Below are 17,374 nucleotides of genomic sequence, written 5' to 3' on the forward strand. Positions count from 1 at the left end.
ATGTTCAAAAGTATTCCAACTTGAACCGCACTGCGGCACTGTGGGCGCCCACTACCAGTGGCAGTCCATTGCCAACCAGATAAAACCTGTAGTTAAGTGTCATATCGCCCTCCGACAGTGGCGTAGGCGACATTCGCTGCCCGGGAATACTCTCTTCGCCGGCCGCGTCCACAATGTGCAGGGCAACCCCCTGGGAGCCACCGAACACAGCGAAGGAAAGCCCAGCCCGGTCGGTCGGCCCATCAAACGTCACCCGCATGTGCTCCCAGTCAGGCAGGGTTGCCCCTGGGCGCGACGGGTCCGGACGTGTCAGTGAGCAGTTGACCAGACGCAACTGAAACGGGTGATCTTCTCCCCGCGTGTTGCGCAACAGCCGGCCAACTGGCTCCGACGGCATTTCGATGGTTTGATCGATACTGCTCAGCTCCAGCCCGCAGGCTGAGTCCACGACTTCTCCGCCCAACAGGACGACGCCTTCACCCTGCGAAGCGTCCTGGGCCAGAGCGTAAGGGCAGATCAACGTCGTCAATGAAGAGGCGATAGCCAAACGTAGGAATGTTTTCACCTGGATCTCCCGTCAGCGTCCCCCCGCCACACGTGGTGGCGGGGGGAAAAACTTACTGATAAGCCAAGGTAAAGTTGGTTACTGCGCTGAAATCGCCAGGAATGATCGGGTCCGTGGCGGCACCTTGCACATAAGCGCCGAACTCCAGGGTGTTGTTGCCGGTGGAGATGACTTGCGGGGTGGTAGGAACACCCAGCTCAACAGGTGCGCCACCGTGGGTCATCATGATGCCCACGCCGCCAGCGCCGCCGACCGTACCGATCGCACCTGGAACCACGCTCGACGGTGCGCCGGTGAAGGTCGTGGTCACGGTGTTATCGGTCAGGCCGGACAGGTCGCAGCCTTCCAGTTCAATCAGCACGCGGCGCGCTTCAGACTTGCCGCCCGATTCCAGTTGGTGTTTGGCAATCGCCCCCAGGCGAACGGTCTGATCCACAGAGTCAGGCTTGATGGAGCAAGCACCCGAATGCACCGACCCCAGAAACGTGACGGTCCCATCCGCTGCCTGCGCAACAGAGATCGAGCCGGCCAACAGACCGATAGACAACAGCGCAGCTTTCATTTTGGTATTCATCTACAGATTCCCACTTATTAACAAGTGTCATTAAAGAAGCCCGGCCACAGGTCGGTGCAGGGCTGATTAAACGAGCGGTTATAACCCGTGCTGTTAAGCCGATGATTCCTGAGTTTTTCCAACTTGTTGTATTGCAATCCAGGAATCAGCTCAACGCCGGGCAATTCTCCACTTCACACTTGAGCAAGTAAGCCGTCTGTTTCCGCAAACCAAGTAGCCGCAGTACGCCAAAGCGCGCAGGAAAAACATGGCTATTTGCCAAAACTTTAAAACTGGCTGAAGGAAAAGGACTACATGCAGATTAATGAGAACAATTCAAATCAGACCGTCTCTGTAAGATGGGGATTACGCGCATTAAAAAATAACCGTGTTTACGGACTTTGAGCAACTAATCAAACAAGCAGAGAAGTACCTGATTATTACCAAACAGCGAATGCGCAAAGGGGGAGCACGCTCCCCCTTTTGTATGGATAGGTGTGAGCTGTCGATTGACTAACGCACCGCCTCAAACAATCCGGTAGCGCCCATGCCACCGCCCACGCACATGGTGACGATGCCGTAGCGCAGGTTACGTCGCTGCAACTCACGCACCAGGTGCCCGACCTGCCGCGACCCGGTCATGCCGAACGGGTGGCCAATGGAGATCGAGCCACCGTTGACGTTGTATTTGCCATTGTCGATTTCCAGGCGATTGCGAGCATAGAGGCACTGCGAGGCAAACGCTTCGTTAAGCTCCCACAGGTCGATATCCGCCACCTGCAAACCCTTGGCCTTGAGCAATTTGGGTACCGAGAACACCGGGCCGATGCCCATCTCGTCCGGCTCGCAACCGGCCACGGTAAAGCCACGGAAAAACGCCTTGGGCTTGAGTCCCAATTGCAGGGCTTTTTCCAGGCTCATCACCAAGGTCATCGAAGCGCCATCGGACAACTGCGAAGAGTTGCCCGCCGTCACCGAACCGTCTTCGGCAAACACCGGCTTGAGGCCATTGAGGCTGGCCAGTGTGGTGTCCGGGCGGTTGCAGTCGTCACGGTCGACCACGCCATCGAGCACCTGCACCTCGCCGGTGTTTTTGTCTTCGACCTTGTACTTGACGGCCATCGGCACGATTTCATCGTTGAACAAGCCGTCGGCCTGGGCCTGGGCGGTACGTTGCTGGCTTTGCAGGGCGTACAGGTCCTGTTCTTCGCGGCTGACGTTATAGCGGCGCGCGACGATCTCGGCAGTCTGGCCCATGGGGAAGTAGATGCCCGGCACCTGCTCTTTGAGCAGCGGGTTGATCAGGTTATCGGTGTTGACACTTTTCATGGTCAGGCTGATGGACTCGACACCACCGGCAACGATGATATCGCTGCAACCCGAGGCGATCTGGTTGGCCGCAATCGCAATCGCCTGCAAGCCCGAGGAACAGAACCGGTTGAGGGTCATGCCCGCCGTCCCGGTGCCCAGTTGCGAGAGCACCGCCACGTTGCGCCCGATGTTGTAGCCCTGGGCACCTTCGTTGGAGCCGGCGCCGACGATGCTATCCTCGACCGTCGCCGGGTCGACGCCATTACGCGCCAGCAGCGCGTTGACGCAATGGGTCGCCATGTCATCCGGGCGTGTCTGGTTGAACTTGCCACGAAAGGACTTGGCCAGGCCGGTTCGCACGCTGTCGACGATCACTACTTCACGCATGGGCTACCTCGATCTTGTGGTTGTGAGATGGACCGAGCATAGAGGCCGGCCTGCCCAACCGCGACGATCATTCACCTGGCATATACAAAAGCATGACCGCCTGAACGAGGCTTCTGTGGCGAGCAGGCTTGCCCTGCGCTGGGCTGGGCTGCGAAGTGGCCCCAAAACCTGTCAATGAGGTCTGCCTGAGAGAACGCGCTGCCTGGGTCGGGGGCTGCTGCGCAGCCCAACGCAGGGCAAGCCTGCTCGCCACAGGACTTGAAGGCGACACAGACTGTGTGCTCGGGCTGGGCTGCGAAGCGGCCCCAAAACCTGCCAATGAGGTCTGCCAGAAAGAACGCGCTGCCTGGGTCGGGGGCTGCTGCGCAGCCCAACGCAGGGCAAGCCTGCTCGCCACAGAAGCCTCTGTTCACCACAAGATTTGAAGGCGACGCAAACTGTGGCGAGCGAGCTTGCTCGCGCTGGGCTGCGAAGCGGCCCCAAAACCTGCCAATGAGGTCTACCAGAAAGAACGCGCTGCCTGGGTCGGGGGCTGCTGCGCAGCCCAACGCAGGGCAAGCCTGCTCGCCACAGAAGCCTCTGTTCACCACAGGTCTTGGAGGCGACGCAGACTGTGGCGAGCGAGCTTGCTCGCGCTGGGCTGCGAAGCGGCCCAAAAACCTGCCAATGAGGTCTGCCTGAGAGAACGCGCTGCCTGGGTCGGGGGCTGCTGCGCAGCCCAACACAGGGCAAGCCTGCTCGCCACAGAAGCGTCGCTCACCACGGGAGCCTCACCACAGGAGGTGCCGCCAGCTTTATTTCTTTTTCTTCTTATCGTGCTTGTCGGTCTTGTCGAACGCTTCTTCCAGCGCGCGGTTGATGGTGCGCAGCACCTTGACCCGCGCCCAGCGTTTGTCGTTGGCTTCCACCAGGGTCCAGGGCGACACTTCGGTGCTGGTGCGGTCGACCATGTCACCCACCGCCGCCCGGTAGTCATCCCACTTGTCGCGGTTGCGCCAGTCGTCTTCGGTGATTTTGAAGCGTTTGAAGGGAATTTCCTCACGGGCCTGGAAGCGCTCCAACTGTGTATCTTTGTCGATCGCCAGCCAGAACTTGACCACGATCACCCCCGCATCGCGCAGTTGCTCCTCGAAGTCATTGATCTCGCCATAGGCACGCATCCAGTCCGTCGGGGTGCAGAAGCCTTCGATGCGTTCCACCAATACGCGGCCATACCACGAGCGGTCGAACACGGTGAACATGCCGCGAGCCGGAATCTTCTGCCAAAAGCGCCATAGATACGGCTGGGCGCGCTCGTCTTCACTCGGCGCGGCAATCGGCACGATATGGTACTGGCGCGGGTCCAGCGCTGCCGCCACGCGGCGGATCGCGCCGCCCTTGCCCGCCGCATCGTTGCCTTCAAACACGGTGATCAATGCGTGCTTGCGCATGCGCTTGTCGCGCATCAAGCCAGAGAAGCGCGCCTGCTCGGTAATCAGTTGCTCTTCGTAATCATCTTTTTCCAGGCGCTGGGTCAAATCGAGGCTGTCGAGCAGGCCCTTCTTGTCCACGGAGGCAATCAAAGGCGCCGGGTTCATGCCGCTGGCCTTGCCCTTGGGCAGCTTCAAGGCGTTTTGCAGGCTTTCGAGCAGGATCTTGCCCACCGTGAGGCTGCGGTAATTCGCATCCACGCCTTCGATCACATGCCACGGCGCGTAGTCACGGCTGGTACGGCGCAGGATGCGCTCGCCGAAATGCACAAACTTGTCGTAGGTTTCGGATTGCTGCCAGTCCAGCGGGCTGATGCGCCAGCTGTGCAGCGGGTCGTCGGCCAGCGCCTTGAGGCGTGCCTTCATCTGTTTCTTGGACAGGTGGAACCAGAACTTGAAGATCAGCGCGCCTTCATCACAGAGCATCTTTTCCAGGCGCTCGGCACCGGCGATGGCCTGGTCCAGGCGCGCGTCCTTGATCTGGCCATGCACGCGGCTTTGCAGCATCTGGCTGTACCAGTTGCCGAAAAAGATGCCCATGCGCCCCTTGGCCGGCAGCTGACGCCAATAGCGCCACGCCGGTGGGCGCGCCAGTTCTTCGTCAGTCTGCTGGTCAAAGGTGCGCACTTCGATCAACCGTGGGTCCATCCATTCATTGAGCAGCTTGACGGTTTCGCCCTTGCCCGCGCCCTCGATGCCATTGATCAGGATGATCACCGGGAAGCGCTTCTGCTGTTGCAGTTCGTACTGTACTTCCAGCAAGGCTTCACGCAGGGCCGGCACTTCGGCGTCATACGTGTCTTTATCGATGGCGTGACCGATTTCGGCGGATTCGAACATGGGCAGCTCCATTTCAAGATGGCTCAAGACTAGCGGATTGGGCACCACGCCACTCAAAGAATTCCAAAACAGTTGCCATGGATCAATCGCCGTCCCCTATGGCTAGTTCCCTGGCAGATGGCAAATGCCAAGGTCATGCTGCCTCAACATCTGCTGTGTGAGCCGCTCTACCACTTCGGTAATGGCCTGCCGGCGAGGCGAACGCAGGGCCTCCATTTGCTCAAGGTACTGCGCGTCGGTGAGATTCTGGCTGTTCTCAAAAAGTGCTTGCTGCTGCGTATCAAAGGGCTCTGTCGCCGACTCGAACGCACCGGAAAACTGCTGTTTGAGGTGGGTTTTCCAGAACGCCAGCTGTGAAATAAAACGCAAGAACGTGGGGGACAGCTCTGCCGTGCGCACTTGGGAGTGCGCCACCTCCAGACTGTCGCTGGTCACATTGGCAAATTCTCCATATTGAATGTGCTTGGGCTGCCCCGGTAGCTGCAGGGTTTTGGCCAACCCTACCCGGAATGCCAGGCTGACTTCCAGCGGGTCCACGGACGCGTTTTCGACAGCGTAGGTGGCCGCAATTTTCTCCAGCTCGCTGAGGCGAAACAACCCTCGGCCCAAGTTCAACAGCGCCCCGGAATTGCCTTTTACACGACCGGCCTGCTGCGTTGCCTTCTCGACCTCCTTGAGCACCTCCATCTGACTGAAAATCTGCGCGGCGTCGTCTGCGCAGTTCGCCGGATGAGCCGCCAGTTGAAAGACCTGCTCGCGCAGATCGGTACTGTCGTGGGTCGACTGCAACACGTCCCAGACCCGCCGGGTCAAGTCCTCGTGCACATGACGATTGTCGGCAGTACCGGACAGCTCAGCCAGCAAGTGGAACAACGGCGTCGAGTCCGGGTCATCCCGCAGGTTGGCCCACACGGTAGATTTGTGGGCCTCTCGGGCGGCCACCTCGTCCGGCAACCACAATGCCCTGGCCTTCAGTTCGGTCATGCGTGGCTGATCGTCCTCTACAAACCCCATGCCAATTCCCACTTCGTCACGGTAACGCGTAAGCGCGGTTATCGTGGTACTGGAGAGCGGGTTGCCGCCCAGGTCAATCGACTGGCTGAAACTGCGTGACACCGTAAACAACCACTCAGGCAACACGGTGATCACGTTATCGCGCAGGTCCACTTGCTCCAGGTGAGCCAGGCGCCCAAGCCCTGCGGGTAAGTCGACGATTTTGGTGTCCTGCAACAACAGGGTGTGCAGGTCACGCATCCGGCTGACATCCACCAACTTGTCCAGCGGGTTGTGGCTCAGATCCAGCAGGCGCAACGTATTCAGGTCTGCCAGTTTCAGTCGGGTGTATTCGGTGAGCACAAGACGGTTGCGGGGCATCGACAAACTTTCCAGGTCGAGCATTCGCGAAAATACCTCCGGCAAGCGGGTCAGTCGGTTACGCCCCAGTTTCAAATGCTGCACGCCTTTAAAGCACTTCAGGAAATAGGCGACGTCATCGCCCAGTCGCATGTTCCTGAGTGACAACTGCCGAACATGGTCGAAACGTATGTCGGCTGGCAGCGTCGGCAGTGAGCCAACGCGCATCCCATCCAGGTTCAAACTGGCAACGGACGTCTGATGCTCATCCAGAGCAAAGCTTTGACGCCGCCAACACGCTTCAATGCGCTCAGCCACCTGCTGGCGGCTAGTACGAACGTCACTCAGGCCCGGCTGTGTCTCCATGCCCTGGATATCGGTTTTCCAATGCTTGAGCAGCGCGCGCAAATGGCCGAGTTCTGCCTTCAAACGTTTGACCGCCTTGGCCCGGGCCAGATGGTCAGCGCCCAACGTCATCAATAGCGAAGACACTTGAGCCTCACTGAACAATGGGTACAAACGCTTTACCTTACGCACCAGTGCGGCTGGATGAACCAACGGCCCCGTCGGCAAATCGGCCATTTCACAGCTCACCCCCTGCGACGCCGGTTCGCTGACCTGGCTGGAAAAAGCCTCGACAGCCAGTTCCCGATCGCCTTTCGCTTGCGAGGCGCTCATGTATCGCAAACGCCAAATGTTACTGGCGTCCTTCAGCGGCAATCCCAATGCCACTCGCTGGCCATCCATCAGCGTTGCATCGATCGCCTCGAACAGGCCGTCCGGCCCGGCATAAGGTCCGCCGAGACTGCGGCCGTTGTCGTTGAACGCTTCAAACCCTGCGTTCGACCTGACTACTACTCGCCGCACACCAGCGTCTTTGAACGCGCCCAAGGCCAACAAGTCGCCTTGAGGCGAGTCCTGGCGCAACTCAAGCCGCAGCTCTGCCCCCCACCCCGCCAAGCGCGGCATTGTCCGAACGGCGATGAGCGCAGTATCCAGGCTGGCCAACTCTGGCTGCTCAAACCCCATCAAGGCGCGGTCCAGGCGTTGTGCCTCAAGAGCACGTTGCACTGACTCGGCCAACGCCATGGGAACCCGTTGATTATCGCGCAGGGACTCACGCTGCACGGTGGTCGTTTCGGCCATCAATTCGCGCATCAGCGTGCAGGGCAATTGCGGGTAGGTGCGCCTGAGCAACGCCCATTCCGGCGGTACGGGCCCATCATAGGTCTGATACAACTGCTCAAACAGCGGCTTGCGATCAGCCTTCAGATGCGCGAGCAACTGACGCGCCAGCACGGTGTGCGCCTGATCGGCGTCTACGCCCTCTCCCAACAAGCCGGTCTTTTGTGCGTCATCCAGCCCGGACAACAGCACTTCAAACACTTTCCCCTCACTGAGCATCGGCTCGGTGATCGTCAAACGCAGGCCTGCATCGTAAGGTTCGCTGGCAGGGTAACGCGCCTTGACACTGCGCTTTGCATCCAGCAGCTCAAAATAGCGCCCGGCGGGCCACCCCGGTAACAGGGGCAAGGCATGCATCTGCAAGGTCGAGTTTTCAATGTTGGGGGAAGCACCGCTTTCCAACTGCCAGTTCAAATCGCGAATGGACTGATCGAGCCTGAAACGTTCGTACAGATCGCGAAAGCGTGCGGGAAACGGCAGACACTCCTGGGCCTGATAGACGCCCCAATCATCGGGCAAATCCATAATGGCCTTGATCTGTAGAAGTTTGCGAGGAGGGAGCGAAGAGCCGGGACCTGTCGGTTTCAACCGCGAAAAAAGATACTCCGGGTTCTCCCACTCGTCGGGCTTCTCGAACGCAAAACGCCAGCTACCTTCACCGTTATGCAGCAATTTCGGGCGATAAGCCGTCTGCCGCACCGGGTGGCTGGCCCGCCATTGATCCAGTTTCGCGTCGAACGCGATCCGGTGGATACAGTCATTGACCTTGACGTACGAATGCCCCTCCACCTTGTAGATTCCCGACGCGTCGGCAACCTGCTCGTCGCCAAGGCGCTGATCATGGACGTATTGCGTGGTATCCGGACGCCACAGCCGCTGGTTTCCCACAGCGGGATTTATCACCTCGAATTTACGGAAAAAACCATTCAGATTAAGGCCGGTACGCTGCATGGCCGAACCGACAACCTTGCTCCCTGCCGCGAACAACACCATCGACGTGATGTTTTGCGCGATCACTGCCAACTGCTGGAACGCCTCATTCTTATCACCACGGCGCCAGTCTTCAATGCCCTCATAGAGTTCGCCGAGCATCTGGCCTACCGCCACGGCTGTCATCAATAACCCCAGCTCCGGGACGACAAACCCTGCGAGGTTGAGCACCGTCAAACCGGCGTCCAGATACGTCTGCAAGCGCTGCTCACGGACGTCCTCATCGACCTCGGCCACCGGCACCGCCAGGGCCCGTGCATCGGCTTGCAGCTTTGCGGCGTAAGTGTCGAAAAAGTGCCGCGCCAGGCTGGCCGTAATGGGGTTGGCGTCCAGCGCCCCCAGGCTCTGGGCTTGATCGAAACGGGTGAAGAACCCAACCCGGTCCCCCTGGCTCAGGTAACGCGTAAAGAAGGCACGGTACGCGGCCAGTGCAAGCTTGCGCTTGAGGTAGACCTGAAAGTCGTCAAGCGAGGCATACTCAAAGAATGGCCGTTCCGGTTCATTGGGCATGTACACCACACAAGGCGCTTGCGGGTATTGCGCAATCGAGCGAGCGGAAAACACCAGAATGCTCCACAGGCATCCGCCCTGGGTATTGAGCCCTTGCCAAATGACCGGGCGCCCGTCGTACAGCACCCCTTCGGCCTGGGCCTGGGACGGCGTCAATTGGCGGTCCAGCAATGTGCACAACATCGCGTAGGTGCCTTGGGTAATGTCCCCTCGCATCAAGGCAATATGGGCGTCGACTTTTACGTCCAGGATTTTCATCCGGCCGATATCGGTCGCTACATTATTGAGGTAAGGCTTATCACCTGCCGGGTCGCTGTCAAGTTCAAGCACGTCACTGATGTGCTGCTGATACAAGCGGCCAAGATCCAGGGCGCGACACCCCTGCGCAAACTCGAGGGGTGTAATGCCAATGACTTCACGATCAGCAGACCCCGACTGCAACAGCGACCCGACGGGAAAGTGCTGCGCCCGGGCTTCATCCTCTGAGAAATTCTGCATCGCCACATGCAGCAGGCTGTCCTGCACCAACCTCACCGTCTTCACATACTTCAATGGCAAGACCTCTTTCTCGTATTCGTTTACCGCACGAATAAAAAGATCTTTTTTGGGATCCACAACCCGTTGCCATCGCGTAGAGCAGTATTGCTTGAGCCGCTCACTGCAAAACTCATCCAGCGCCTGCAATGGCTTCAATCGCTCGGCGACGGCTGCCTGGGCATCTGCAACCTGCAGGGCATCTTTAGTCAATGCATCCAGCACGCCAGGCGGCGCGTTGACCATCCAGCCAGGCAGTTGCTTTTGCAGCACCTGAGCTTTGTCCAGATCGCCCGTCATTTCCAGCAAGGCCGCTTGCAGCTGGCTCTGGGTCAATTGGCTCAGTTTATTGTTCAAATCATCCTGGGTGCGCATCAGCAATATCCTTTATTGCCTATCAATCAAGGAATGACGATACCGCAGCAATCTGCCCAGGATTAGCGCTGATTGTTGATGGCTTGGAGGCTGCGCACAGCAGTTTTTTCCATGCAAAATCTATTGGGTTACCACCCGCAATCAGCCCTCTGCCCCGTGATCGGCTAGAATGGCCGCCTTGCCTTTGTCTGCTTTTTTTATGAGTCGCCCATGAACCCCATCACCCACGCCCAGCTCGATTGGGATGACCAAGGTCGACCGCACTCGCGGGTCTTCGATGATGTGTATTTCTCCGACAAGTCGGGCCTTGAAGAAACCCGCTATGTGTTCCTTGAGCAGAACCGCTTGCAGGCGCGCTTTGCGGCCCTGCCGGTGGGTGGGCGACTGGTCATTGGCGAGACCGGCTTCGGCACGGGTTTGAATTTTCTCTGCGCATGGCAACTGTTTGAACAGCACGCCGTGGCCGGTGCGCGACTGCACTTCGTCAGTGTGGAAAAGTACCCTCTGAGCCACACCGACCTGCAACGCGCCCTGGCCCTCTGGCCGGAACTCAGTGCCTTCGCCGAGCAACTGTTGGCTCAGTACATTGCGATCCATCAAGGCTTCCAGCGCCTGGTGCTGGATAACGGCCGGGTGACCCTGACGCTGTTGATCGGCGACGCCCTGGAGCAATTGCCGCAACTGGACGCGCAAATCGACGCGTGGTTTCTCGACGGTTTTGCCCCGGCCAAGAACCCCGACATGTGGACCGCTGAGTTGTTCGCCGAACTGGCGCGCCTGGCGGCACCGGGTTCGACCATCAGCACCTTCACCAGCACCGGCTGGGTACGCCGGTTGATCAATGCCGCCGGGTTCAAGATGAAACGCACACCGGGCATCGGCCATAAATGGGAAATACTGCGCGGTGAGTTCCTCGGCTGGCCCGAAGATACGCCACCGCCGGCCACACCCAAACCCTGGTTTGCGCGCCCGGCAGGCATCGAAGGCGAACGCCACGCCATGGTCATCGGCGGCGGCCTGGCCGGTTGCGCCACCGCCGCCAGCCTGGCCGCTCGCGGTTGGCGCGTGAGCTTGCTGGAACGTCACGCCGCCCTGGCCCAGGAAGCATCGGGCAACCCGCAGGGCGTGCTGTACCTCAAGCTGTCGGCCCATGGCACAGCATTGTCGCAGCTGATACTCAGCGGTTTCGGCCACACCCGGCGCCTGCTGGAGCACTTGCAGCGCGGCGTTGACTGGGACGGTTGCGGTGTCCTGCAACTGGCGTTTGACGCCAAGGAAGCCCAACGCCAGGCGCAACTGGCCGAGGCCTTCGCACCGGATCTGTTGCACCTGCTCGGCCGCGATCAGGCTCAACAACAGGCCGGCATACAATTGGCCCAGGGCGGGCTGTTTTTCCCCGAAGGTGGCTGGGTGCATCCACCGGCGCTGTGCCAATGGCAAGCCACGCATCCGCTTATCAAGGTGCTTACCCATCACGAGGCGCTGGAGCTGCACCGCGTCGACGAGCAGTGGCAAGCCCGTGACGGCGATGACGTACTGGCAAGCGCCAACGTGGTAGTGCTGGCCGGTGCAGCCGAAATCAAGCGATTCCCGCATAGTGCGGGCTTGCCGCTCAAGCGCATTCGCGGGCAGATCACACGTTTGGCGCAAACTCCCGCGAGTGCGGCATTGGCCACCGTGGTGTGCGCCGAAGGTTATGTGGCACCGGCGCGCCTTGGCGAACACACATTGGGCGCCAGTTTTGATTTCAACAATGAAGACCTCACCCCCACCCTCGCCGAGCACACGGGCAACCTTGCGATGCTGCGGGAGATTTCCGAAGACCTGCTGCTGCGTCTTGGCGCTGACTCACTAAACGCCGAACACTTGCAAGGCCGCGCCGCCTTTCGTTGCACCAGCCCTGACTACCTGCCAATCGTCGGCCCCTTGGCCGAAAGCGCTGCGTTCCAACAGGCTTATGCCGTACTGGGCAAAGACGCCCGGCAAGTCCCGGATACGCCCTGCCCGTGGTTGCCGGGCCTGTATATCAACAGCGGCCACGGCTCACGCGGGCTGATCACCGCGCCCCTGTGCGGCGAACTGCTGGCCGCCTGGTTGAGCGACGAACCGCTGCCGGTGCCGGCCAGCGTGGCCGAAGCCTGCCACCCGAACCGGTTTGCCTTGCGCGCGCTGGTTCGAGGAAAACCGGCGACACGCTGATCGCCGTGAGGGAAGAAACGACGCCGTCGCGAGCATCGCGGCTATTTGCCTTATAACTTATCGGTCTAAAACTCCACGCATAGCACTGGGTCAGTTTCTGGGTACGCGCCCTGTCGGGCGTATCGAGTATTGCCCTCCCCAACGGAAAAACCGGTAAGGAATTTATGTGTGGACTAGCTGGCGAGTTACGCTTTGATCATCAACCTGCCGACCTGGCAGCCGTAGAGAGAATCACCCATCACCTTGCCCCGCGAGGCCCGGACGCCTGGGGCTTCCATGCCCAAGGGCCGATTGCCCTGGGCCACCGCCGCCTGAAGATCATGGACCTGTCGGACGGCTCCGCCCAACCGATGGTCGACGCCCAACTGGGGCTGTCCCTGGCGTTCAATGGTGCAATCTATAATTTCCCGGAATTGCGTGAAGAGCTGGAAGCCCTGGGCTACGCCTTCTATTCCGGCGGTGACACCGAAGTGCTGCTCAAGGGCTATCACGCCTGGGGCGAAGCCTTGCTGCCCAAGCTCAATGGCATGTTTGCCTTTGCCATCTGGGAGCGTGACGCGCAGCGCCTGTTTATCGCCCGTGACCGTCTGGGTGTGAAGCCGTTGTACCTGTCGCGCACCGGCCAGCGCCTGCGTTTTGCCTCAGCGCTGCCGGCCCTGCTCAAGGGCGGCGATATCAACCCGATCCTGGATCCGGTCGCACTCAATCACTACCTCAACTTCCACGCTGTGGTGCCTGCACCGCGCACCTTGCTGGCAGGCATCGAAAAGCTGCCGCCGGCAAGCTGGATGCGCATCGATGCCAACGGCACCACCGAACAGAAAACCTGGTGGACCCTGCCTTACGGCCCGCACGAGGATGAAAAAAACCTCAGCCTCGAAGAATGGACCGACCGCGTGCTCGACAGCACCCGCGAAGCCGTGGCGATCCGCCAACGTGCGGCCGTGGATGTCGGCGTGCTGCTCTCGGGCGGTGTCGATTCGAGCATGCTGGTGGGCCTGCTGCGGGAAGTCGGCGTGCAGGATTTGTCGACCTTCTCCATCGGTTTTGAAGACGCCGGTGGCGAACGTGGCGACGAGTTCCAGTATTCGGATTTGATCGCTAAACACTACGGCACCCGTCACCACCAGTTGCGCATCGCCGAAAGCGAAATCATCGAGCAACTGCCGGCAGCGTTCCGTGCCATGAGCGAGCCGATGGTCAGCCATGACTGCATCGCCTTCTACCTGTTGTCGCGGGAAGTGGCCAAACATTGCAAAGTGGTGCAAAGCGGCCAGGGCGCGGATGAACTGTTCGCCGGTTACCACTGGTACCCGCAGGTGGACGGCGCCAACGACCCGTATGCCGCCTACCGAGACGCATTTTTCGACCGCAGCTACGACGACTATGCCGCCACCGTCGCGCCAAAATGGCTGACCGCCAACGACGCCGCCGGTGACTTCGTGCGCGAACATTTCGCCATGCCCGGCGCGGACGCCGCCGTGGACAAGGCCTTGCGCCTGGACAGCACGGTGATGCTGGTGGACGACCCGGTCAAACGCGTCGACAACATGACCATGGCCTGGGGCCTGGAGGCGCGCACGCCGTTCCTGGACTACCGCCTGGTAGAACTGTCAGCCCGCGTGCCGGGCAAATTCAAATTGCCCGATGGCGGCAAGCAGGTGCTGAAAGAAGCCGCGCGCCGAGTCATCCCCAGCGAAGTCATCGACCGCAAGAAAGGCTACTTCCCGGTGCCGGGCCTCAAGCATTTGCAGGGCGATACCTTGAACTGGGTGCGCGACCTGCTGATGGACCCGAGCCAGGATCGCGGCCTGTTCAACCCGGCCATGCTTGACCGCCTGCTGACCGACCCGCAAGGCCAACTGACGCCGCTGCGCGGCTCCAAATTATGGCAACTGGCGGCGCTGAACCTGTGGCTCAGCGAACAAGGAATCTGATCGATGAAACCTCTTGCAGCGGCTTACAGCCAACGCTTGCTCAAGGGCCAGGCGCCGACCTACGAGCGCCTGCAGGCGCGCCTGGCTGAAGACGGCAGCCCACTGGGCGCCGAGCCGATTGCCGTGCATTGCGGCTGGGGCCGATTGTTGATCGGGCACACCTTCCCGGACCCGGCCAGCCTGGCGCAGGAACTGCTCAATGAGCAGGCGGGCGAGCGCGACATTGCGCTGTACGTGGCGGCGCCCCAGCAAATCCTCGGGATTGACCCGCAGCAATTGTTCCTCGACCCCTCCGACACCCTGCGCCTGTGGTTCAGCGATTACCGCCCCGCTACGCGGGTATTTCGCGGCTTTCGCATTCGCCGGGTGCAGACCGAGGCCGATTGGCAGGCGGTCAACCAGCTGTATCAAGGCCGTGGCATGTTGCCCGTCGACGCCGAGCGCCTGACACCGCGCCACCAGGGCGGCCCGGTGTATTGGCTGGCCGAGGATGAAGACAGCGGCGCGGTGATCGGCAGCGTGATGGGCCTGAACCATCAAAAGGCCTTCCACGACCCGGAAAACGGTTGCAGCCTGTGGTGCCTGGCGGTCGATCCGCAATGCACGCGCCCAGGCGTGGGCGAGGTGCTGGTGCGCCACTTGGTGGAGCACTTTATGAGCCGTGGCCTGAGCTACCTCGACCTGTCGGTGCTGCACGATAACCGTCAGGCCAAGAGCCTTTACGCCAAGCTCGGTTTTCGCGCGCTGACCACCTTTGCGATCAAGCGCAAGAACGGCATCAACCAGCCGCTGTTTCTCGGCCCCGGCCCGCAGGCAGGCTTTAACCCGTATGCGCGCATCATTGTCGAAGAAGCCCATCGACGTGGCATTGATGTGCAAGTGGATGACGCCGACGCCGGCCTGTTCACCCTCAGCCACGGCGGGCGCCGTGTGCGTTGCCGCGAGTCGTTGAGCGACCTGACCAGCGCCATCAGCATGACCCTGTGCCAGGACAAGAGCCTGACCCACAAGACGCTCAGCGCAGCGGGGTTGAAACTGCCGTCGCAACAATTGGCCGGCAGTGCCGACGACAACCTGGAGTTTCTCGACGAGCATCAGCGCATCGTGGTCAAGCCGCTCGATGGCGAACAAGGCCAAGGCGTGGCAGTGGATCTGCAGACCATCGAGGAGGTGCAAAAAGCCATCGAGACGGCGCGTCAATTCGACAGCCGTGTGCTGCTCGAAAGTTTCCACGAAGGCCTCGACCTGCGCATCCTGGTGATCGGCTTTGAGGTAGTTGCCGCTGCAATTCGGCGCCCGGCCGAGGTTACCGGTGATGGTCAGCACTCTATCGGTGCTTTGATCGAAGCCCAGAGCCGTCGCCGCCAGGCGGCCACCGATGGTGAAAGCAAAATCCCGCTGGACGCCGAAACCCAACGCACGTTGCACGCCGCCGGTTACGACTACAGCAGCATCTTGCCCCGTGGCCAAACCCTGGCGGTGCGCCGTACCGCCAACCTGCATACCGGCGGTTGCCTGGAAGACGTCACCGCGATCCTGCACCCGACATTGGTAGACGCCGCCGTGCGCGCCGCCCGTGCATTGGACATTCCCATGGTCGGCCTGGACCTGATGGTGCCCGCCGCCGACCAGCCCGAGTATGTGTTTATCGAAGCCAACGAACGCGCCGGGCTGGCTAATCACGAACCGCAACCGACAGCGGAGAAGTTTGTGGATTTGTTGTTTCCGCACAGTCAGCCGACGGCTTGAGTGATGTGTTGCCTGGACTGGCGCCATCGCGGGCAAGCCCGCTCCCACAGTTTGATCGCGTTCCAATGTGGGAGCCGGGCTTGCCCGCGATGAGGCCGGCACAGCCTATGAACCTCTCAGCACCTCATCGAAACCATCGATGCCCTCAACTCATCAGGAGTTTCCATGACCCGAACCATCCCCGAACCGGATCTCAACTACCTGCAGAAAGTGCTGCTGGAAATGCTTGCCATCCCCAGCCCCACGGGGTTCACCGACACCATCGTGCGCTACGTCGCCGAGCGCCTGGAAGAGCTGGGCATTCCCTTTGAAATGACCCGGCGCGGCACCATCCGCGCCACGCTAAAGGGCCAGAAAAACAGCCCCGACCGCGCTGTTTCCGCGCACTTGGACACCATCGGCGCCGCCGTGCGTGCGATCAAAGACAACGGCCGCTTGACGCTCGCACCGGTGGGCTGCTGGTCGAGCCGTTTTGCCGAAGGCAGCCGTGTCAGCCTGTTTACCGACAACGGCGTGATCCGTGGCAGCGTGCTGCCGTTGATGGCCTCCGGGCACGCGTTCAACACCGCCGTAGATGAAATGCCGGTGAGCTGGGACCACGTGGAATTGCGCCTGGACGCCTACTGCGCCACCCGCGCCGATTGCGACTCGTTAGGCATCAGCATCGGTGACTACGTGGCGTTCGACCCACTGCCGGAATTCACCGAGAGCGGGCATATCAGCGCCCGCCACCTGGACGATAAAGCCGGTGTGGCCGCCCTGCTTGCCGCACTCAAGGCGATTGTCGACAGCGGCGAACCGTTGCTGATCGACTGCCACCCGCTGTTCACCATCACCGAAGAAACCGGCAGTGGCGCCGCCGCCGCCCTGCCCTGGGACGTCAGTGAATTTGTCGGTATCGACATCGCCCCGGTCGCGCCCGGCCAGCACTCCAGCGAACACGCGGTGAGTGTGGCGATGCAGGATTCCGGCGGGCCGTATGACTATCACCTGTCCCGTCACTTGCTGCGCCTGGCATCGGAGAATGAACTGCCGGTGCGCCGCGACCTGTTTCGCTATTACTTCAGCGACGCCCACTCGGCAGTCACCGCCGGCCACGATATTCGCACCGCGCTGCTGGCGTTTGGTTGCGATGCGACCCATGGCTATGAGCGCACACACATCGACAGCCTGGCTGCACTCAGCCGCCTGTTGGGCGCGTACATCCTCAGCCCGCCGGTATTTGCCAGCGACGCACAGCCGGCGCAGGGTTCGCTGGACCGGTTCAGTCATCAGATCGAGCACGAAACGCAAATGGAGAGCGACACCCGCGTGCCGTCGGTGGACAGCCTGGTCGGACAGAAGTCCTGACACTGGCAACTACTGGTAACTGATGGTAACTGCTGGTAACAAGGGCCCCCGGCGCAGTAGCATCGCC

At 60.7% G+C, this 17,374-nt stretch carries 9 protein-coding genes; 4 read left to right on the forward strand and 5 right to left on the reverse strand.

All coding sequences use genetic code 11. The annotated features are described in order from the left end of the window. Positions 1-4 precede the first annotated feature (4 nt). From HU759_RS21065 to HU759_RS21085, 5 genes are all read right to left on the reverse strand, one after another. Complete coding sequence (locus HU759_RS21065; protein ID WP_017137809.1) at positions 5-565, reverse strand: fimbrial protein; 561 nt, start codon at positions 563-565, stop codon at positions 5-7. A gap of 52 nt (positions 566-617) precedes the next feature. Further along, positions 618-1,139, reverse strand: coding sequence for a fimbrial protein (locus HU759_RS21070; RefSeq protein ID WP_099548931.1), 522 nt, complete (start codon positions 1,137-1,139; stop codon positions 618-620). Positions 1,140-1,631: 492 nt separating this feature from the next. Further along, complete coding sequence (locus HU759_RS21075) at positions 1,632-2,816, reverse strand: thiolase family protein (RefSeq protein WP_186617774.1); 1,185 nt, start codon at positions 2,814-2,816, stop codon at positions 1,632-1,634. Between the two features lie 794 nt (positions 2,817-3,610). Beyond that, positions 3,611-5,125 (reverse strand): polyphosphate:AMP phosphotransferase, encoded by a 1,515-nt coding sequence (gene pap, locus HU759_RS21080; RefSeq protein ID WP_017137812.1) that lies wholly within the window; start codon positions 5,123-5,125, stop codon positions 3,611-3,613. A 102-nt stretch (positions 5,126-5,227) separates the two neighbouring features. After that, positions 5,228-10,072, reverse strand: coding sequence for an NEL-type E3 ubiquitin ligase domain-containing protein (locus tag HU759_RS21085; RefSeq protein ID WP_186617772.1), 4,845 nt, complete (start codon positions 10,070-10,072; stop codon positions 5,228-5,230). Between the two features lie 210 nt (positions 10,073-10,282). Here HU759_RS21085 and mnmC point away from each other — a divergent pair, with 210 nt between their 5' ends. The 4 genes from mnmC (at position 10,283) to HU759_RS21105 (ending at position 17,307) form a co-directional block, all read left to right on the forward strand. Further along, positions 10,283-12,271: a bifunctional tRNA (5-methylaminomethyl-2-thiouridine)(34)-methyltransferase MnmD/FAD-dependent 5-carboxymethylaminomethyl-2-thiouridine(34) oxidoreductase MnmC gene (gene mnmC, locus HU759_RS21090; RefSeq protein ID WP_099548927.1), complete on the forward strand. Its 1,989-nt coding sequence runs from the start codon at positions 10,283-10,285 to the stop codon at positions 12,269-12,271. Positions 12,272-12,435: 164 nt separating this feature from the next. Further along, positions 12,436-14,208 carry an N-acetylglutaminylglutamine amidotransferase gene (locus HU759_RS21095; RefSeq protein ID WP_186617770.1) on the forward strand — a complete coding sequence of 591 codons (1,773 nt, stop codon included), beginning with the start codon at positions 12,436-12,438 and terminating at the stop codon, positions 14,206-14,208. A 3-nt stretch (positions 14,209-14,211) separates the two neighbouring features. Further along, on the forward strand, positions 14,212-15,957 hold the full coding sequence (gene ngg / locus HU759_RS21100) for an N-acetylglutaminylglutamine synthetase (RefSeq protein WP_186617768.1): 1,746 nt from the start codon (positions 14,212-14,214) through the stop codon (positions 15,955-15,957). A gap of 165 nt (positions 15,958-16,122) precedes the next feature. Continuing rightward, positions 16,123-17,307 carry an osmoprotectant NAGGN system M42 family peptidase gene (locus HU759_RS21105; protein ID WP_017137817.1) on the forward strand — a complete coding sequence of 395 codons (1,185 nt, stop codon included), beginning with the start codon at positions 16,123-16,125 and terminating at the stop codon, positions 17,305-17,307. The last annotated feature ends 67 nt before the right edge of the window (positions 17,308-17,374 follow it).

It is taken from the genome of Pseudomonas sp. OE 28.3 (assembly GCF_014268205.2).
GTDB classification, from domain to species: domain Bacteria; phylum Pseudomonadota; class Gammaproteobacteria; order Pseudomonadales; family Pseudomonadaceae; genus Aquipseudomonas; species Aquipseudomonas edaphica.